An 18,403-nucleotide genomic window follows, 5' to 3' on the forward strand; every position below is an offset into this window, starting at 1 on the left:
GCCGCCCCGGCGATCATCCGACCCCCTCAATAAGCAGGCAGTGGACACCCCGCAGCGGCGTTTTCCCACCATTTTATTGCTGCTGGGCTGCTACCCACGTCGGGAACACGGCGAACATGGACGACCTCACCTCGCGGGCTGCCGGGACAGCCAAGTCCGCAGGTGGCTGATCTCCTGCTGCTGCTTCTGGATGACCTCCTCGGCCATCTTCCGCATCTCGGGGTCGCGGCCATGCTCGAGTTCCACGCGAGCCATGTCGATGGCGGCTTGGTGGTGCTTGGCCATCATGCTCGCGAAGTCCCGGTCGGCGTTACCAGAGGGGGCCTCGCCCGCCGTCTCCCGGTTCATCTTTTCCATGGCGGCGTGGTACCCGGCTGTGGCGCCTTGGGCGGCCGCACCCTGGCCGGTCGCGGATTGACTGGCGCCCTGCGCCAGCGAGGGCGCAGCCCACAGGAGCGGGGCCGCAATGATAGCCAGGGCGGCCGAATGGGCTGCGCGGCGGTCGATCGTCATCGGCTTCGGTCCTTTGCTCTGGTCGGACGCGATGCCCCGAGACCGACCGCGCGTGACACGGCCGGTGAACATCGTTCTCGACGCCTGCTTTAACGATCGCTGCGGACGTCGGGATCGTCGGCCAATTACAACGCTTTATTGCAGCCCACGCCGACAGTTCCACGAGGGAACCGCACCGTCACCACCGTCCCGCGTCCCGCGGCGCTCTCGATGGCTAGCCCGCCGCCGTGGGCCTCGACAATGGCGCGCGCGGTCGAGAGGCCGAGGCCGCTCCCGCCGCCCGCCGCACGCGTGCGGTCGCCGCGGAAGAACGGCTCGGTAACCCTTGGCAGATCCTCCGGCGGAATGCCGGGACCGTGGTCGCCGACCCGCACCAGCACGTCGTCGGCGTGGGCCTCAACCTCCACCCAGGGATCGCGCCCATGGCGCGCGGCATTGGCCACCAGGTTGGTCACGGCCCGCTTCACAGCGACGCGCCGCACCGATGCAACCGCCTCCTCGTCCATGCGCCCCTCCCGGACGGGGGTGCCCGCCTCGGCGAACTCGTCCACGACGGTGCGGAGGAGCGTGGTGAACGCCAGCGGCTGGACGGCCTCACCAGCATGCCCCCCGCGCAGGTAGGCGAGCACGTCTGAGACCATGGTCTCCATCTCCGCAAGGTCGCGCCGAACCGGCTCCCGGACCTCGTCGGGCATCTCCTCGGCGCGCAGGCGCAGGCGGGCGATCGGCGACATTAGGTCGTGCGACAGCGCGCCCAGGGCCAGCGTCCGCTGCCGGAACGCGTCGCGCGTCCTGGCGGCCATGTCGTTCAGCGCCTCGGCCAACTGCCTCACCTCGCGGGGGCCGGAGGCTGCCAGGAGCGGCGCCGCGCGCTCGATGTCCATGCCGGAGACGGTCCTTGCCAGGGCGGCAACCGGCGCCGAGACCGAGCGCGCGGCGACGCCTACGGCCACCAGCAGCGCCAGGCCGATGGCGGCCGCATAGAGGTGCAGCGCACTCCTGTCGGCGGACAGGACGTTGAGGGAGGCGATCTCCACGTCGAGCCAGGATCCATCCTGGAGGCGCGCCATGGCAGCGATGTCGACGATCCGGTCCGATGTCGCGTCGTGGCGCCCGGGGCGGACCCGCACCTCGGTGGCGAGGCCCGACAAGGCCAGGGTGCGGGCTGCCAGAGTGCCCCACTCACCCGGAAGAGGGTGTTCGGGCGTGGGCGCCGGGTCGCGCCGCCAGTGCACGCTCAGGTCCACCCGGGAAAGGGCGTGCGCCACGTGGTCGCGGTCCGCCTCGGGCGCGGCGCCCACGGCGTCCATCAGTGTCGCGAGGCGGTGGGCCAGCAGTTCCTCGGTCCCGCGCTCCACCGCTTGGCGGAGGAGGATGTCGTGCACCCCGATCATGGCCGCGAAGAGAACCGCGAAGCCGACCGTCAGTGCCGCGAGCGTGCGGGCGGCCAGGGACTGCGGGATGAAGCGCCTCACGCCGACCATTCCACGGGGCTCGATAGCAGGTAGCCGATGCCCCGCACGGTCTTGATCAGGCCCGGCTCACCATCCTCGTGCGGACGAGGACCCAGCTTGGCGCGTAACCGGCTGATCTGCACGTCCATGGAGCGGTCCAGCCCGCCGTAAGGGCGGTTCCGGGCGAGGTCCAGGAGTTGGTCGCGCGTCAGGATCCGCTGCGGCCGCTCGACGAAGGCGAGCAGGAGGTCGTACTCGCCGCTCGTCAGTTCGACGGCCACCCCGTCCGGCCGGAGCAGTTCGCGCCGCCTGGTGTGCAGGGACCACCCGGCAAAGCGCGCCACCTCATGCCCCAGCGCACCCGGGGAGCCCTCCTGGTCTTCGACCCGGCGCAAAACAGCGCGGATGCGGGCCACCAGTTCGCGGGGATCGGCTGGCTTCACGACGAAGTCGTCGGCACCCAGTTCCAGTCCAATGACCCGGTCCGAGGTCTCGGCCAAAGCAGTGAGAATGATCACCGGCACCCGCCCCTCGGCGCGGAGGTCGCGGCAGAGTTCGAATCCCGACTGGCCGGGCAGCATCACATCGAGCAGGACGAGGTTCACCGGCGCCGCCGCCAGGAGGCGCCGCATCTCGACACCGTCCCGGGCGCCGGTGGCCCGGAACCCGTTCCGGCGCAGCAGGGAGAGCAGGAGCTTGCGGAGATCCTCGTCGTCCTCGACGACCAGGACGTGCCGCCCCTCGCCGGACATAGGAGGCAGGTCCGCGGGCGACGTGCCCCGGAAACCGTCGGTGGTGGAGCGGTCGGTCAATTTGCGTTCCCCTCGACCACGCCCGTCAGATGCGCGTGGTCCGCAGGCGCAGCGCGTTGCCGATCACCGAGACGGAGCTCAGCGCCATGGCCAGGGCCGCGACGATGGGGCTGAGCAGCAGGCCCAACACCGGGTAGAGCACACCCGCCGCCAAGGGCACCCCAGCCGCGTTGTAGACGAAGGCAAAGAACAGGTTCTGCCTGATATTCCTCATCGTCGCTCGGCTCAGTGTCCGGGCCCGCGCGATGCCCGCGAGGTCGCCCTTCACCAACGTCACACCCGCGCTCTGCATGGCAACGTCCGTGCCGGTGCCCATGGCGATGCCGACATCGGCTTCGGCCAGCGCCGGGGCATCATTCACCCCGTCGCCCGCCATGGCGACAACCTTCCCCTGGGCGCGGAGCTCTCGGACGATGCGGTGTTTGTCCTCGGGCAGCACGTCGCCCTGGAACTCATCGATGCCGAGCCTGCGGGCCACCGCTTCCGCCGTCGTGCGGTTGTCGCCGGTCAGCATGACGATGTGGATGCCGCTGGCGCGCAGGCTCTCCAGCGCTGCGGGGGTGCTCTGCTTGATTGGATCGGCGACCGCGATGACGCCGCCCGGGCCTCCGTCCACCGCCAGGAACAGCGCCGTGCCGCCCTCGCGCCGGAGTTCGTCGGCCTTGGCGGCGAGACCACCCAGGTCCACCCCGAGCTCCTGCATCAGCCGCGCGTTGCCCAGCGCCACCCGGCGCCCGCTTACGATGCCGGTCACGCCCTTGCCGGTAACGGAGGCGAAGTCGGCGGGCTCGCCGAAGGCGATGCCGCGCTCCTTGGCGGCGGCCACGACTGCCGCCGCCAGTGGGTGCTCACTGGACCGCTCCAGGCTGGCCGCCAACGGCAGCACCTCGGCCTCGGTCAGGCCGGGAGCCGGAACCACGGCCACGACCTTCGGCTTGCCTTCCGTCAGCGTGCCGGTCTTGTCCACCACCAGCGTGTCGACCTTCTCCATGTGCTCGAGCGCCTCGGCGTTCTTGATGAGCACGCCTGCGGACGCGCCCTTGCCGACGCCGACCATGATGCTCATGGGCGTGGCCAGGCCGAGCGCGCAGGGGCAGGCGATGATGAGCACGGAGACAGCGGCGATCAGCCCGTAGGAGAGCGCTGGCGACGGACCCCAGACCGCCCAGGCGACGAAGGCGATGACCGCGATGGCCATGACGGCGGGGACGAACCAGCCCGCCACCGTGTCGGCCATGCGTTGGATGGGCGCCCGGCTGCGCTGCGCCTCGGCAACCATGGCGACGATGCGCGACAGCATGGTGTCGGAGCCGACCTTGTCCGCCCGCATCACCAGCGCGCCGGTGCCGTTCACCGTGCCACCGATGACCTTGGCGCCGGGCTGCTTCTCGACCGGCAGGGATTCGCCGGTCACCATGGACTCGTCCACGGCCCCGCTCCCCTCCAGCACTTCGCCATCCACCGGCACGCTCTCGCCCGGCCGCACGCGCAGCCGGTCACCCGCATGCACCTCGGCCAAGGGAATCTCCTCGTCCGAGCCGTCCGCACGGATGCGGCGCGCGGTCTTGGGCGCCATGTTGAGCAGGGCGCGGATGGCGCCGCCGGTCTGCTCGCGGGCGCGCAGTTCCAGCACCTGGCCTAGCAGCACCAGGACGGTGATGACGGCCGCAGCCTCGAAGTAGACGGCGACCGTGTCGTCCATCCTGCGGAACCCTTCGGGGAAGACGCCGGGCGCGAAGGTCGCGACCAGGCTGTAGAGATAGGCGGCGCCGGTGCCGAGCGCGATCAGGCTGAACATGTTCAGGCTGCGGTTCACGACCGACTGCCAGCCGCGCACAAAGAACGGCCAACCCGCCCAGAGCACCACGGGCGTCCCGAGCAGGAACTGGAGCCACACAGAGACCCTGGACGGCACCAGGTGGTGGATGTCGAGGCCCGGGATATGCGCACCCATCTCCAGCACAAGGATGGGAAGGGTCAGGACCAGGCCGACCCAGAACCGCCGCGTCATGTCGGCGAGTTCCGCGTTAGGCGCGGCCTCGGCGGTAACCTGTAGCGGCTCCAGGGCCATGCCGCAGATTGGGCAGTTGCCCGGGCCCTGCTGGCGGACCTCTGGGTGCATCGGGCAGGTGTAGATCGCGGCCTTCTCCGCCGCCGTCAGCGCGGCCACCTTCTCTGCCTTCAGATATCTGTCGGGGTCGGTCTCGAACTTTGACTTGCAGCCCGCCGAGCAGAAATGGAAGGCGGCGCCGCCGTGATGTGCGTGGTGCGGCGTCTTGGCCGGGTCGACCTCCATCCCGCAAACGGGGTCGCGGACCTTGGGCGCGTTGTTGTTGGCCGGGTGCACGGCCGGTGGCACATCATGGCCGTGATGGTGGCCATGGTGATGGTGGTGATCGTGATGACGCTCGTCCATCTGCGGCACTCCCTACGGCCGCCGTGGCCGTTCCATTGGGCTGAGATGGAGTTTCCCAGTGTGGGAAGGTCAAGGCGCCGCAAGGGTTCGGCCAGCGCCTTGACCTTCCCACGGGGGCAAGCCCCACCTGTGGCGCGGTCACTCGCGAGGAGAGCACGATGTACCGCTTCGAGGTTCCCGGCATGAAGTGCGGCGGCTGCGCCAAGAAGGTGGAGCGCGCCGTGAAGTCCAAGGACGCGTCGGCCGGATTTAGCGCCGACGTCGAAAACAGGCGGGTGACCGTCACCTCCTCCGTGCCGCAGGCGGAACTCGCCGCGGCCATCGAGCAGGCGGGCTACGCCAACCAGGTGGCCGCCTGAGGCCGCTGGCCGATGTCGCGTGACGGGGCGCCCGGGGGCGCCCCGCCCCGGGGGTCAGTGGTTCATCATTTGGCAGTGCTGCATCATCTGCTGCATCTCCGGCGACAGCGAGCCCCGCTGGGCCTGGGCCCGCATCTGCTGACAGTGCTGCATCATCTGCTGCATGTTCATGCCGCCCATGCCACCCATGTTGTGGCCCTGCATGCTGGACATGTCGTGGCCGGGCATGGAGCCCATGCCGCCCTGGGCGCCCGAGGTGGCCGTGGCGGCGGACGAGCCCCGCGGGGTGCTCGGCGCCGGGGTCAGGGACATCTGCGACGAGGTCGGGGTCGCTGCCGGGGGGCCTCCGGGCTGCGCGCAGGCGGCGACGCCCAGCAGCAGCGTCGCGGCCAAGGCGACCTTGCCGATCGCCTTCGATGTGATGTGGACCATGTGTCCTCCTAGGGGTGGCAGGGGTTCTTCGGGCGCCCCGGCCCGCCGCGGCCAGCCAGGGTGACGACGCTGCACGGTGGGTCGGAGGCCAGGCGCCGCGACCGACGCGCCGTGCAGGACGTGGGGTGAAGGCAGGCACTCGGGCGGCCCGCCGCAAGCGAAGGTGGCGGCCGCGCTCACACGGCCTCCAGGCCGCAGAAGCGCATCCACGGCCGCCAAGAGCCGTCGCGGCCGAAGGCGACGACCTCGTAGGTCGAGGGCTCCGCGCCCGGGACTTCCATGCCCGGCACGCCGACCGGCATGGCGGGCACGGATAGCCCGGCGACGCCGCTGGGCATTTCCTTGAGCAGCCGCCGGATGGCGGCGGCCGGGACATGGCCTTCCAGGGCGTAGCTGCCGACCTTCCCAGCGTGGCACGACATCAGGTTGGGAGGCGTCCCGAGCGCCTGCCGGTGCGGGCCGACGGCGTCCACCACCTTGTCGTCCACCTCAAAGCCCTCGGCCCGCAGGTGTTCGACCCAGCCGCCGCAGCAGCCGCATGTGCGGTCCCACCAAGCTTCCACCTTGGGCGGGCCACCGCAGGCCGTGGGCAACGCGGCCAGGCCGAGCAGGCCAGTGGTGAAGCTCCGGCGCGTGCTTCGGGCGGGCATCGTCATTCTCCTAGGCGAGCCTGGGCAGGCGGATGCTGGCGCGCAGGCCGCCGCCCGCGAGGTTCTGGAGCGTCACCGAGCCGCCGTGGTGGCCGACCGCCTGGCGGGCGATGGCCAGACCGAGCCCCGAGCCGCCGGTGCCGCGGTTGCGGGATTCCTCGAGGCGGTAGAAGGGCTGGAAGACACTCTCCAACTGCTCCTCCGGCACCCCCGGTCCGGCGTCGTCGACGTGGATCACGAGTTCCCGGCCGCGGTCGGCCAGCACCACCCGGGCCGAAGTCCCGTACTTCACCGCGTTGTCGATGACGTTGGCGAAGGCACGCTTGAGCGCGATGGCCCGGCAAGGCAGCCGCGCCTGCGGCGGACCCTCGTAGGTCACCGCCTTGCCCATGTCCTCAGCGTCGCCGCAGAGCGTCTGAAGCATCGCCGCGATGTCAGCGGACCGCACCTCCTCCTGCTCCTCGTCGCCCCGCAGGTAGGCCAGCGTGGAGCCGATCATGGCGTCCATCTCGTCGAGGTCGGCGTCGATCTGCTGCTGCACCTCGGCGTCGTCCAGGAAGCCCGCGCGCAGGCGCAGGCGCGCCAGAGGCGTGCGGAGGTCGTGGCTGACAGCGGCAAGCGCTTGGGTGCGATCGGCGATCAGGCGGTCGATGCGCGCCTGCATGCGGTTGAATGCCTGGGCCGCCTGCCGGACCTCGCGGGGACCTTCCTCGGGGACGGTGACCGTCTGCCCCGGCCTGCCGATGCGGTCGGCCGCGCTGGAAAGCTCGCGCAGCGGCCGCGCGATGAGGCGCACCACCAGCAGTCCCAGCACCAGGATGCCGACCGCCATCGCCGTGGTGGAAAGCAGCGTGGCGTGCTCCGGCTGCGCTTGCAGCGGGTCGGCGTGGTACCAGAGGGAGCCGCCCTCCGGCAGGCCGACCGTGCCCTGGGCCTCCCGGTGGCCCGTAATGGTGAGGTCCTCGGCCGCGACGGTGCCCTCCACAGCACCGGGTTGCCAGCGCACCTGGAAACCCGGCGAGGACAGAGCCTGCGCCACGGCCTCGCGGGCCTCCGGCGGCACCATGCCGACGGCACGCGCGGCGGCGGCGACCCGCTCGGCGGTGACCCTCTGCTGCGTGCTGCCCAGCAGGATGTCGCTGCCCGTCTGGTGCAGCCACAGGCTACCCACGTGGAAGGCCATCAGGCCGACCAGCAGCACCAGGATGATGCGGCCAGCCAGGGTGCTGGGCAGCAGGCGTCTCACTGTCGGGCCACCGCGGGGACGAACATGTAACCCGCGCCCCGAATGGTCTTGATGATGGAGGGACTGTCTGGCAGCGGCTCCAGCTTGCGGCGGAGGCGGCTGACCATGACGTCGACTGAGCGGTCGATGCTGTCCGAGATCCGGTTGCGCGCGAGGTCCAGCAACTGGTCGCGCGACAGGACGCGCTGCGGATGCTCGCAGAAGGCCAGCAGCAGGTCGTACTCACCGCTCGACAGGTCGACGGCCGAGCCGTCCGGCGCCGCCAGTTCGCGGCGTCGGGTGTCGAGCACCCAGTCGGAGAACACCATGCGGTCGCCGGTCACCAGCCCCATCCGCGCGGCTCCTCCCTGCGCACGACGAAGCACGGCGCGGATGCGCGCCAGGAGTTCCGGACGGCCGAACGGCTTGGGGAGGTAGTCGTCGGCGCCAAGTTCCAGGCCTACGACCCGGTCGGCCTCCTCGCCACGTGCGGTCACCATGATGATCGGAACCTCCGACCTGGCGCGGAGCATCCGGCACAGGTCCAGCCCCGACTGGCCCGGCAGCATCACGTCGAGCAGCACGAGGTCCACCGGGGCAAGGGCGATGGTGTCCCACATCTCCGCGCCGTTCCGCGCGCCCGTCACCCGGAAGCCATTCTGGCGCAGGAACTTGGCGATCAGCGTGCGCATCTCGCCGTCGTCCTCGACGACGAGGATGTGGGCCTCGGGGGGGAGCGGGCTGGCGGCCCGCGCCTCCCGCTCGGTCTCAGGATCGACCGGCGGCATCGGCGGATGCAGTCTGCGCTGCGAGTTCGTTCATGTCGGCGTCTCCCATCACGGTCAGGACCATGCCCAGCCCAGAGTGGGGTGTGCACCGCACGGGGTAAACGCCGGGACGGCCGAAGGTCACCATCGCGGCGGGGGGCGTGCGGAGCACCATGACCGGCTTCAGAAGAACAGCCGGATGCCGGTCAGGAAGGCCCAGCCGCCGACGTCCTCGCCCTCATTGCGGGCGTAGCGCGCGGTATCGCCGAGCTTCCGCTCGTAGCTGACGCCGATGTAGGGCGAGACCTCGCGGGTGACCTCGTAGCGCAGGCGCAGCCCGGCCTCGATGTCATTGAAGCCGCTGCCGACGCCAAGCTCGGGCACCTTCTGGAGCGCTAGGTTGACCTCGACGTTGGGCTGAAGCACCAGCCGCTGGGTGATGTAGGCATCGTAGGACACCTCCGCGCGTGCCGAGAGGTCGCCCTTCTCGCTGACGAAGCCCTGGACGTCGACTTCGAACATGCCGGGCGCCAGCCCCTGGAGGCCGATGACGCCATAGAAGCGGTCCGGCCGGGGACGGATGTCGTAGCGGACACCGGCCTGGAAGTCCCAGTAGTAGCTGAGCAGGCGGGAGTAGAGCAGTTGGACCTCGGCGCCCTCGACGATCCCGTTCCGAGACGTCTCGCCCTCGGTCTTCAGCCAGACGCGGTTGACGTCGCCGCCATACCAAGCTTGCCCATCCCAGCGGCCGATGTTGGGGCCGTCCAGCCCCCAGCCGTATTCGAGCTTCTCGAACAGAACCGCGCCGGTGAAGATCTCGTGGCTGAACGGCGGCTCGGTGCTGTGCTGCATGGCCTGCGCCTGCGCCGGTGCGGCCTGGAGGACGCCCCAGGTCAGCACGGCCAGAGAGGCGGCGGCGGCCAGGATGCTCTTGGTCTTCATGGCCGTCACCGCGCCGCAGCCGTGCGGGGCATCGACACGACCGACACCTTGCGCATCATTCCGGTCTCCATGTGGTAGAGCATGTGGCAGTGGAAGGCCCAGCCGCCGGGCGCGTCGGCCTCGATGTCCACGTCGACCGTCGAGCCGGGCTTGATGTTGACCGTATGCAGCAAGGGATTCTCCGCCCCGTTGCCGACCTGCGGCATCATCCACATGCCGTGCAGGTGCATCGGGTGGTTCATCATGGTCTCGTTGACGAAGCGGAAGCGCGCCCGCTCGCCGAGGTGCAACTGGATGGGCTGCGCCTGACTGAAGCTGTTGCCGTTGATGGACCAGAAGTACCGCTCCATGTTGCCGGTCAGCCGGATCTCGATGATCCGGGTGGGCTCGCGCACCGGGTAGAGCGGCTTCGCGGCCCGCAGGTCGCGGTAGGACAGCACGCGGGCGCCCGGCGGCGCGCCGACGTCGTTCACCAGCGGATCTGGCATCGCCATGCCGCCATGGCCCATGGCGCTGTGGTCCATGCCGCCCATGGCACCGTGGTTCATGCCAGCCATCCCGGCATGGTTCATCCCGGCCATGTTGGAGTGGTCCATCCCCGGCATCGCCGAGTGGTCCATGCCCGCCATGGAGGAATGGTCTATCCCGGCCATGCTCCCGTGGTTCATCCCGCCCATGGAGCCGTGCTGCATGCCCTGGGAGCCTCCGGCGGGCATCTGCATGGCGGAGTGGTCCATGCCGCCCATGTCCATCGGCGCGACGTGGCCGGGCGCGTCCACCTCCGGCATCGGCGTGCCGCGGTCGAGGCCCTTGGGCCCGTAGTTCATGCCCATGTCAGCCATGGTCAGGACCGGGCGCGGGCGGTGCGGCGGCAGCGGCAGGGCGGGCATGCCCTCCTGGGTGGCGAGGCTGAACTGCGCGAAACCCTGGCGGCCCATGGACTCCGCCAGCACCTGGTACTGGCGCCCGTCGCGCGGGCGGACCAGCACGTCGAAGGTCTCGGCCGGGGCGATGCGGAATTCATCCACGGTGACCGGGCGCACGTTGTTGCCATGCGCCTGCACCACGGTCATCTCGAGGCCGGGGACGCGCACGTCGAAGTGGGACATGGCCCCGCTGTTGATGAAGCGCAGGCGTACCGTCTCGCCCGGCCGGAAGACTGCGGTGAAGTTCTGCGCCGGAGTGTGGCCGTTGACGAGATAAGTGTAGCCGCCGACATCTTCGATGTCGGTCGGGTCCATCCGCATGTCGCCCCACATGATGCGGTCGGAGACGATGGCCGAGCGGGCGGCGCCGTCTGGCGCGCGGCGGAGCTCACCGACCAGGCTGGCCAGGGTGCGCTTGTTGTAGTTGTAGTAGCCAGGGTCACGCTTCAGGTTGGCGATGACGTGGCTCGGCGTCTCGTCCGTCCAGTCCGACAACTGGATGATGTAGTCGCGGTCGTAGCCGAAGGGCTCCGGCGTCGCGGGGTCGATAACGATGGAGCCGTAGATCCCGGACTGCTCCTGCAAGCCCGAGTGGCTGTGGTACCAGTAGGTCCCGGCCTGGACGAGCGGGAAGCGGTACTGGTGCGTCCCGCCTGCGTCGATACCTTGGAAGCCGTCGCTGATGCCGGGCACGCCGTCCTGGCTGCTCGGCAGGATCAGGCCGTGCCAGTGGATCGAGGTGTGCTCGCGCAGCCGGTTGGTGACATTGATCACCACCTCCTCGCCCTCGCGGAAGCGCAGGACGGGTCCTGGGATCTGCCCGTTGATGGCCATGGCCGGGCGGCGGCGCCCGGTGATGTTGGCCGTCACGTGGGACAGAGTCAGGTTGAACTCGCGCGGCATCACCCGGCCGACGGCGGGCTGTGCCAGGGCAGCAGGGGCGGCTGGGAACGCCAGGGCGGCGACCCCAAGGCTCAGCGCCTGCCGCCTGCTCAGCATGTTGTTGGTCATCGTTCGATCCTTGGCCGCGACGGCGCGGCGTGGCCTTGCTGGCTGGTCAGCGCGAGAAGACGACGTTGCCCACCATCCCGGACTCGTAGTGGCCCGGCACGTTGCAGGCGAACTCCAGTTCGGCGGCCTTGGTGAACTTGAAGATCATTTCCTCGGTCTGACCTGGGTTAACCAGGACAGCGTTCGGGTCGTCGTGACGCATCGCAGCGCCGCCATGGTTCATGCCGCCGTGGCCCATGGCGCCGTGGTTCATACCCGGCATGCTGGAGTGGTCCATGCCTGCCATGGCGTCCTTGCGGGTCGCCGACATCATGCCGCTCTCGAACATGGCCCGCATCTCACGCTGGTGCTGCTGGTGCATGGCGGCGGTGCCGATGTTGAACTCGTGCAGGAGCTCGCCCGCGTTGCGCACCCGGAAGCGGATGGTCTCGCCAGCGCGGACCTGGATGCGCTGCGTCTGGTAGCTGTTGTCGCGCATGACGATGTCGATCGTTCGCTTGACGTCCTGGGCGCGGCCGAGGGTGCCGAACTCCTGGTAGGACTGGTCCGCGGCGGCGGGCCAGGTCTGGCCCGCGACGGCGAGGAGGGCCAGGGCGGCGGCCGCGACGGAGGTGACAAGACGCATCTCTAGGCTTCCCCAGTCTGTGCAGGCGCGGGAAAGGCAAGGCCCACGCTCGATGTGACGGGGTCAGGATGGCGGCCGAGTGCGAGCCGAAGATTGCCCGAGTGTGACAAGATATTTCATGGAGGCGGCGGGCGGCCGTATCGACCCGACGGACAAAGCATGCGGCACTTCTGGCATTCATTCGGGCCGCCAATCCGGCTTGACATCGGGAATATATCGGCAATACCAGATATATGGAATCGTATGACGCCCTGGCCTGCCTCGGTGCCCTGTCGCAGTCCACGCGCCTGGAAACCTTCCGGCTCTTGGTCCGGCATGAGCCGGACGGCCTGCCCGCCGGTGAGGTGGCCCGGCAACTCGACGTTCCCCAGAACACGATGTCCACGCACCTGGCGGTGCTGACGCGCGCTGGCCTGCTCCGCTCCGAGCGCCTCAGCCGCTCCATCGTCTATCGGGCCGACCTGGAGCGCCTGCGCGAGATGATGCTGTTCCTGGTCAGGGACTGCTGCGGCGGCCGCGCCGACCTGTGCCAGCCCCTGATCGCCGACCTGCTGCCCTGCTGCCCGCAAGAGAAGGCTGTCCCATGAGCAACGTGACCATCTACCACAACCCGGCCTGCGGGACGTCTCGCAACACCCTGGCCCTCATCCGCAACAGTGGCGAGGAGCCGCAGGTCATCGAGTACCTGAAGACGCCGCCGACGCGGGAGGAACTCAAGGGCCTCATCCAGCGCATGGGCGTGTCGGTGCGCGACGTGCTGCGCCAGAAGGGCACGCCCTATGCAGAGCTTGGCCTTGGCGACCCGTCTCTTACGGACGACCAGTTGCTCGACGCCATGATGGCGCACCCCATCCTCATCAACCGTCCCATCGTGGTGACCTCGCTCGGCGTGAAGCTGTGCAGGCCGTCCGAGGCGGTGCTCGACATCCTGCCGAACCCGCAGCAGGGCGCCTACGCGAAAGAGGGTGGTGAGCCGGTGGTCGATGAGCAGGGCCGCCGCCTGATCTGAGAGCCGGGCGTCCGCGCCTTCTCCCCCCTTGACGACGACGTACTGCACCGCTCCGTCCCAGGTGAGCGGGTATCCTGGCGCGCCCTGAAGTCTGAGAGCACCCTCTACATGCTGGCCTTGGCTATCTTCGTCTTCACCCTCGTCCTGGTCATCTGGCAGCCCCGCGGCCTCGGCATCGGCTGGAGCGCCATGGGCGGCGCCGCGCTGGCCCTGCTGACCGGCGTCATCGGCTGGGCCGACGTGCCGGTGGTCTGGGGCATCGTCTGGGATGCCACCTTCACCTTCGTGGCGCTCATCATCATCTCGCTGCTGCTGGACGAGGCCGGGTTCTTCCAGTGGGCCGCGCTGCACGTGGCGCGCTGGGGCGGCGGCAACGGACGGCGGCTGTTCCCGCTGATCGTGGTGCTGGGCGCGCTCATCGCCGCCTTCTTCGCCAACGACGGCGCGGCCCTGCTGCTGACGCCCATCGTCATGGCCATCCTGCTGCGGCTGAACTTCTCGGCAGGCGCCACGCTGGCCTTCATCGTGGCCTGCGGCTTCGTGGCCGACACTACCAGCCTGCCGCTGGTGATCTCGAACCTCGTCAACATTGTCTCGGCCAACTACTTCGGCATCGAGTTCGGCCGCTACGCCGCCGTCATGGTGCCGGTGAACCTGGTGGCCCTCGTCGCGACGCTGGCCGTGCTCTGGGCCTACTACGGGCGCCAGGTGTCCGCCGCCTACGCGCTGGACCAGTTGGAGCGGCCGAGCGCCGCCATTCGCGACCACCTCGTCTTCCGGGCGGCCTTTCCGCTGCTCGCCGTGCTGCTGCTGGCCTACTTCGTCCTGGCGCCGCTCGGCGTGCCGGTCGCGGCGGTGACCAGCGCGGCCGCCCTGGTGCTGCTGGTGCTGGCCGGGCGCTGGCACCGGGGCGGCAACGGCGCCGTGGTCTCCATCCGCAAGGTGCTGAGCGAGGCGCCATGGCAGATCGTTGTCTTCTCGCTGGGCATGTACCTGGTGGTCTATGGCCTGCGGAACGCCGGGCTGACGGACCACCTGGCTGGCACGCTGGAGTGGCTGGCCGGGCATGGCCTATGGGCGGCGACTATCGGCACCGGCGTCGGCGCTGCGCTGATCTCCTCGGTGATGAACAACATGCCCAGCGTGCTGGTCGGCGCCCTGGCCATCGAGCAGGCCGAGGGCATCCCGCCCGCCATCCGCGAGGCCATGGTCTACGCCAACGTCATCGGCTGCGACCTCGGCCCCAAGTTCACCCCCATCGGCAGCCTGGCGACGCTGCTGTGGCTGCACGTGCTGGCGCGCAAGGGCACCACCATCACCTGGGGGCAGTACATGAGGGTCGGCCTCGTCATCACGCCGCCGGTGCTGCTGGCCGTGCTGGCCGCCCTGGCGCTCTGGCTGCCCGTGGTCCGCGCGCCATGAGCGGTCGGGTCTTCCGCGACGTCGTGGTCATCGGTGGCGGGCAGTCCGGCCTCGCCGCCGGGTACTTCCTGCGCCGTCAGGGCATCGACTTCGAGATCCTGGACGCCAACGACCGACCGGGCGGCGCCTGGCCGGACGCCTGGGACTCCCTCCGCCTGTTCTCGCCAGCGCAGATGAGTTCGCTGCCTGGCTGGCCCATGCCCCCATCTGCGGGCGGCTACCCCACCCGGGACCACGTGGTCGACTACCTGGAGCAGTACGAGCAGCGGTACAGCCTGCCGATCCAGAGGCCGGTGCGCGTCAGGGACATCCTGAGCTCGCCGGACGGGCTGTCGGTGCGCACCGACCGCGGCACATGGCTGGCGAAGGCGGTCATCAGCGCGACCGGGGGCGCCAGCCAGCCCTACATTCCGCCCTACTCCGGCCGAGCGCTGTTCCAGGGCAGGCAGGTCCATTCCTCTGCCTACCGCTCCCCCGACGAGTTCGCAGGCCAGCGCGTGCTGGTGGTGGGTGGCGGCAACTCGGGCGCGCAGATCCTGGCCGAGGTCTCCAAGGTCGCGGAGACGGCCTGGGTCACATTGGAGCCGCCCCGCTTCCTGCCGGATAGCGTGGACGGCCGTGTGCTGTTCGAGCGCGCGACAGAGCGGGTGCGGGCGCAGATGGAAGGCCGGGAGGCGGATCTGCCGAAGGGTGGCCTGGGCGACATCGTCATGGTGCCGTCCGTGCGAGAGGCCCGGGACCTGGACGTGCTCTACACGGTCCGGCCGTTCTCCCGCTTTGTGGCAGACGGCGTGGTCTGGCCGGATGGCACGCGTACGGCCGTGGACGCTGTGATCTGGTGCACGGGCTTCCGGGCGAACCTGAGCCACCTGGCGCATCTGGGCGTGCTGACGGCGGAGGGTCACGTCGCCGTCGAACACGGCCGCGCCACGCGCGAGCGGCGTCTCTGGCTGCTCGGCTATGGCGACTGGACCGGCGCCGCCTCCGCGACGCTGGCGGGCATCACCCGGTCCGCCCGCGACACCGTCCACGCCATCCAACAGTTCCTGACGACGGGGAGACCCTGATGCCCTCCGACCTCGACCTCTCGCTCCCCAACGTGGCCGACGAATACCTCCAGACGCCGGACCTGGGTAAGCTGGGCATCTCCGGTGCGAGCCAGCATCCGCCGCGCATCCTGCTGCTCTACGGCTCGCTGCGGGAGCGGTCCTACAGCCGCCTCCTGGTCCTCGAGGCCGAGCGTATCCTCCGCCGCCTCGGCGCCGAGACGCGGGTCTACGACCCCCGCGACCTACCGGTGGTCGACAGCGTTCCCGCCGACCACCCCAAGGTGGTGGAACTGCGGGACCTGTCCCTGTGGTCCGAAGGCCAAGTCTGGTGCAGCCCGGAGCGGCACGGCGCCGTCACCGGCATCCTCAAGAACCAGATCGACTGGCTGCCCCTTGAGAGCCGCGGCGTCCGGCCGACCCAGGGGCGCACGCTGGCGGTAATGCAGGTCTCTGGCGGCAGCCAGAGCTTCAACGCCGTGAACACGCTGCGCCTGCTCGGCCGCTGGATGCGGATGATCACCATCCCGAACCAGTCCTCGGTGCCCAAGGCCTATGAGCAGTTCGACGAGCAAGGGCGGATGCTGCCGGGCCCGCTCTACGACCGCGTGGTGGACGTCATGGAAGAGCTCATGAAGTTCACCCTGCTGACGCGGGATGTATCAGGCCACCTGACCGACCGCTACAGCGAGCGCAAAGAGCGGGCGGAGAAGCAGGCCAAGATTGACCTCGCCGCTGCGTCGGGTGCTGTGGGTTAGATCATCCGCAGCCCGGAGGCATTTCAACGAGAATGCTGAACAAGTCTGAGATGTTGACAATCTTGGCTATATAATGAACGTACGTTGTCAACATTCCATGTCGATGAGCGGCCACCAGGCTGTCACCACCTCATGGCCTTCATGAACATGTCCCAGTAGAACTCGGCGCCGCCCTGGAAGGTCAGGCGCGACGAACGCTCACCATGCGTCGTGAACCCCAAGGGCCGCATGAAGATGCCTTCCTCGTCAGACTCTATGAACAGAGACTCGTTGAAGCTGCCTGCCCCCATGTTCTCGCTGGAGGAGTAGGCGATTCCTCTGGGACTCTGCTCCATGGCGATGTGGCAATAGGCGCGCTTCTTGCCGCCGATGTAGGCGACGGCAGAGAATTTGTGCGCGTCGATACGCTTGAACCGGGTCTCAACGCCGTCATTCCGCGCCTGGAGTTCCTGGAGCGAGTTCTCGAAGAACTTGGCCATGAAGTCGAAGGCGTCTTCCCGGAATTGATCGACATCGGCTTCGGTGAAGGTCTTCGGCAGCCTGAGGTTGCTTGAGCGGGGTCCCGGGGCCGCCACGACCGGCGACTGGGGTGCGGCAGGCGCCTGCTGGGGTGAACGCGTTGCCTTCATGCTGGCGAGCGCGCCCTTCAGGGCCTCGACCACTTGCATGAACCCTTCGTCGAGGTCTGGGAAGGTTGTGATAGGCTTCCCGTCCTTCGGCGTGGCCATCAGCTTGCCAAAAGGCGTTCCATGCCAGTCGCACCGCCTGAGGATAACTGGAATGACCCGTGCGTCACCGGCCTCATGCCGCTCTAAAGCCCGCTTCATCTCCCGGTCATAGCAGTAATCCGATGCGATGAAGTTGGCGCTGACCAACAGCAGGATGACATCTGCCGCTTCCAGTTCGCGGCTGATTGTGTGGTCGAGATCACTGCCAGCGGCGATGCGGCGGTCATGCCAGGTCTCGATGACGCCCTGGCGCTTCAGACCTGCGAGATGGATCTCAAGTTGATCCCTGAGAGCCTCGTCGACGTGGGTGTAGGAGAAGAAGACAGTGGCCACCGCTTACGCGCCTCCCGCAGCAGAACAGGGCTCCAATTATCAACATTGGTGCACATAGCCTCAAGTCCGCAGGAGAAACGCGGTTTCAGATGAGAGCCATGAACAGACGGTGGCCAGTTCCATTGAGCGCCGCGCTGTCCAACGTGCTCCTACTTGTGGCGCCAGACTTTCCAGGCCGAGATCAGCAGGATGACGGCCAGGGCAGACAATAGTACCCCGTCCGGCACCAGCCCGAGCAGGCGGCCGTCGATGATTGCCCGCCGCCGAAGGAGGCTGGGAGAATTCGTGCCTCCGGGGTGGTCGATGTGCTCATAGCGTCATGTTTGGCCAGACACATCGACCTGCCAATCCCCTGGACATGCTGGGTGACCGGACGTGCCGGGTTTACTCGACTTCCGGGCTGGTCTTATCGCCGTCTCCCAGTGCCAACTGCATCAGCACGGTGTCCAGCCAGCGCCCATGCTTCCGACCGACAGACCGCAAGGTACCGATCGGCTGAAATTTGAGCGCCTTGTGCAGGCGGATGGACGCCTCGTTGGCACTGTCGCCGATGACGGCCACCATCTGGCGGTAGCCGAGCGCGGCGCACTCCTGGATGAGGGCCTCCAGCAGGCGTCGGCCGATGCCGTGACCACGTGCCTCCTCGCTGATGTAGACGGAGTTCTCGAGCGTGTTCCGGTAGGCAGGCCTGGGCCGGTAGGCTCCCGCGTAGGCGTAGCCGAGCACGCGGCCATTGGCGTCCTCGGCCATTAGGTAAGGCAGCCCGCGCTCGGCGATGGCGATCCGTCGCTGACGCATGTCCTCAGCCGTCGGTGGCTCCGTCTCGAAGGTGGCGGTGCCGTGGAGCACGTGGTGCCGGTAGATGGCGGCGACGGCGTCCATGTCGGCATCGAGGGCAGGCCGAACGGTCACTTCGGCGGGCTGTTTGGCGGGAACGGCTGTGTTGAGTTCAGGCACGGACGTCTCTTTCTCCTG

At 68.9% G+C, this 18,403-nt stretch carries 20 protein-coding genes; 6 read left to right on the plus strand and 14 right to left on the minus strand.

Annotation, left to right across the window (positions count from 1 at the left end; genetic code table 11):
• Positions 1–126 precede the first annotated feature (126 nt).
• The 4 genes from copM to BKE38_RS07745 form a co-directional block, all read right to left on the minus strand.
• Positions 127–513: a CopM family metallochaperone gene (gene copM / locus BKE38_RS07730; RefSeq protein ID WP_076956769.1), complete on the minus strand. Its 387-nt coding sequence runs from the start codon at positions 511–513 to the stop codon at positions 127–129.
• A 125-nt stretch (positions 514–638) separates the two neighbouring features.
• The gene (locus BKE38_RS07735) at positions 639–1,997 is read right to left on the minus strand and encodes an ATP-binding protein (protein WP_076956770.1); all 1,359 of its coding nucleotides are present in this window, start codon (positions 1,995–1,997) and stop codon (positions 639–641) included.
• On the minus strand, positions 1,985–2,719 hold the full coding sequence (locus BKE38_RS07740) for a response regulator (protein ID WP_019460574.1): 735 nt from the start codon (positions 2,717–2,719) through the stop codon (positions 1,985–1,987). Before BKE38_RS07740 ends, BKE38_RS07735 begins: the two co-directional genes overlap by 13 nt.
• Before the next feature lie 85 nt (positions 2,720–2,804).
• Complete coding sequence (locus tag BKE38_RS07745; protein WP_076956771.1) at positions 2,805–5,195, minus strand: heavy metal translocating P-type ATPase; 2,391 nt, start codon at positions 5,193–5,195, stop codon at positions 2,805–2,807.
• Between the two features lie 158 nt (positions 5,196–5,353).
• On the opposite strand from BKE38_RS07745, the gene BKE38_RS07750 reads away from it, so the two are divergent.
• Positions 5,354–5,554, plus strand: a complete 201-nt coding sequence (locus BKE38_RS07750) for a heavy-metal-associated domain-containing protein (protein ID WP_019460576.1) — start codon at positions 5,354–5,356, stop codon at positions 5,552–5,554.
• 54 nt (positions 5,555–5,608) lie between these two features.
• Here the strand turns inward: BKE38_RS07750 and BKE38_RS07755 are convergent, their stop codons facing one another.
• From BKE38_RS07755 to BKE38_RS07785, 8 genes are all read right to left on the minus strand, one after another.
• Positions 5,609–5,986: a hypothetical protein gene (locus tag BKE38_RS07755; RefSeq protein WP_076956772.1), complete on the minus strand. Its 378-nt coding sequence runs from the start codon at positions 5,984–5,986 to the stop codon at positions 5,609–5,611.
• A 176-nt stretch (positions 5,987–6,162) separates the two neighbouring features.
• Positions 6,163–6,642: a DUF411 domain-containing protein gene (locus BKE38_RS07760; RefSeq protein WP_076956773.1), complete on the minus strand. Its 480-nt coding sequence runs from the start codon at positions 6,640–6,642 to the stop codon at positions 6,163–6,165.
• Positions 6,643–6,646: 4 nt separating this feature from the next.
• The gene (locus BKE38_RS07765; RefSeq protein ID WP_019460579.1) at positions 6,647–7,882 is read right to left on the minus strand and encodes an ATP-binding protein; all 1,236 of its coding nucleotides are present in this window, start codon (positions 7,880–7,882) and stop codon (positions 6,647–6,649) included.
• The gene (locus tag BKE38_RS07770; protein WP_019460580.1) at positions 7,879–8,649 is read right to left on the minus strand and encodes a response regulator; all 771 of its coding nucleotides are present in this window, start codon (positions 8,647–8,649) and stop codon (positions 7,879–7,881) included. The genes BKE38_RS07765 and BKE38_RS07770 overlap by 4 nt, the downstream gene beginning before the upstream one ends.
• Positions 8,630–8,803 carry a plastocyanin/azurin family copper-binding protein gene (locus tag BKE38_RS33795; RefSeq protein ID WP_338929323.1) on the minus strand — a complete coding sequence of 58 codons (174 nt, stop codon included), beginning with the start codon at positions 8,801–8,803 and terminating at the stop codon, positions 8,630–8,632. The genes BKE38_RS07770 and BKE38_RS33795 overlap by 20 nt, the downstream gene beginning before the upstream one ends.
• 8 nt (positions 8,804–8,811) lie before the next feature.
• Positions 8,812–9,570 (minus strand): copper resistance protein B, encoded by a 759-nt coding sequence (locus tag BKE38_RS07775; RefSeq protein ID WP_076956785.1) that lies wholly within the window; start codon positions 9,568–9,570, stop codon positions 8,812–8,814.
• Positions 9,571–9,575: 5 nt separating this feature from the next.
• Entirely contained in the window at positions 9,576–11,507 is a 1,932-nt protein-coding gene (locus BKE38_RS07780; RefSeq protein ID WP_076956774.1) for a copper resistance system multicopper oxidase, read from the minus strand.
• 46 nt (positions 11,508–11,553) lie between these two features.
• Entirely contained in the window at positions 11,554–12,132 is a 579-nt protein-coding gene (locus BKE38_RS07785) for a cupredoxin domain-containing protein (protein ID WP_019460583.1), read from the minus strand.
• A 233-nt stretch (positions 12,133–12,365) separates the two neighbouring features.
• Here BKE38_RS07785 and BKE38_RS07790 point away from each other — a divergent pair, with 233 nt between their 5' ends.
• The 5 genes from BKE38_RS07790 (at position 12,366) to arsH (ending at position 16,367) form a co-directional block, all read left to right on the plus strand.
• Positions 12,366–12,719 carry an ArsR/SmtB family transcription factor gene (locus BKE38_RS07790; RefSeq protein WP_019460584.1) on the plus strand — a complete coding sequence of 118 codons (354 nt, stop codon included), beginning with the start codon at positions 12,366–12,368 and terminating at the stop codon, positions 12,717–12,719.
• The gene (gene arsC / locus BKE38_RS07795) at positions 12,716–13,141 is read left to right on the plus strand and encodes an arsenate reductase (glutaredoxin) (RefSeq protein ID WP_019460585.1); all 426 of its coding nucleotides are present in this window, start codon (positions 12,716–12,718) and stop codon (positions 13,139–13,141) included. Before BKE38_RS07790 ends, arsC begins: the two co-directional genes overlap by 4 nt.
• 108 nt (positions 13,142–13,249) lie before the next feature.
• The gene (locus tag BKE38_RS07800; RefSeq protein ID WP_076956775.1) at positions 13,250–14,563 is read left to right on the plus strand and encodes an arsenic transporter; all 1,314 of its coding nucleotides are present in this window, start codon (positions 13,250–13,252) and stop codon (positions 14,561–14,563) included.
• Positions 14,560–15,630 carry an ArsO family NAD(P)H-dependent flavin-containing monooxygenase gene (locus BKE38_RS07805; protein WP_076956776.1) on the plus strand — a complete coding sequence of 357 codons (1,071 nt, stop codon included), beginning with the start codon at positions 14,560–14,562 and terminating at the stop codon, positions 15,628–15,630. Before BKE38_RS07800 ends, BKE38_RS07805 begins: the two co-directional genes overlap by 4 nt.
• Entirely contained in the window at positions 15,630–16,367 is a 738-nt protein-coding gene (gene arsH, locus BKE38_RS07810; protein ID WP_076956777.1) for an arsenical resistance protein ArsH, read from the plus strand. The genes BKE38_RS07805 and arsH overlap by 1 nt, the downstream gene beginning before the upstream one ends.
• 122 nt (positions 16,368–16,489) lie before the next feature.
• Here arsH and BKE38_RS07815 read toward each other — a convergent pair whose 3' ends face one another.
• Positions 16,490–17,428: a toll/interleukin-1 receptor domain-containing protein gene (locus tag BKE38_RS07815; RefSeq protein WP_076956778.1), complete on the minus strand. Its 939-nt coding sequence runs from the start codon at positions 17,426–17,428 to the stop codon at positions 16,490–16,492.
• Between the two features lie 384 nt (positions 17,429–17,812).
• A complete protein-coding gene (locus tag BKE38_RS07820) occupies positions 17,813–18,385 on the minus strand; it encodes a GNAT family N-acetyltransferase (protein ID WP_076956779.1) in 573 nt (190 codons plus the stop codon).
• Positions 18,386–18,403 lie beyond the last annotated feature (18 nt).

Origin of the sequence: Teichococcus deserti (assembly GCF_001982615.1) — a bacterium.
Taxonomy (GTDB): domain Bacteria; phylum Pseudomonadota; class Alphaproteobacteria; order Acetobacterales; family Acetobacteraceae; genus Pseudoroseomonas; species Pseudoroseomonas deserti.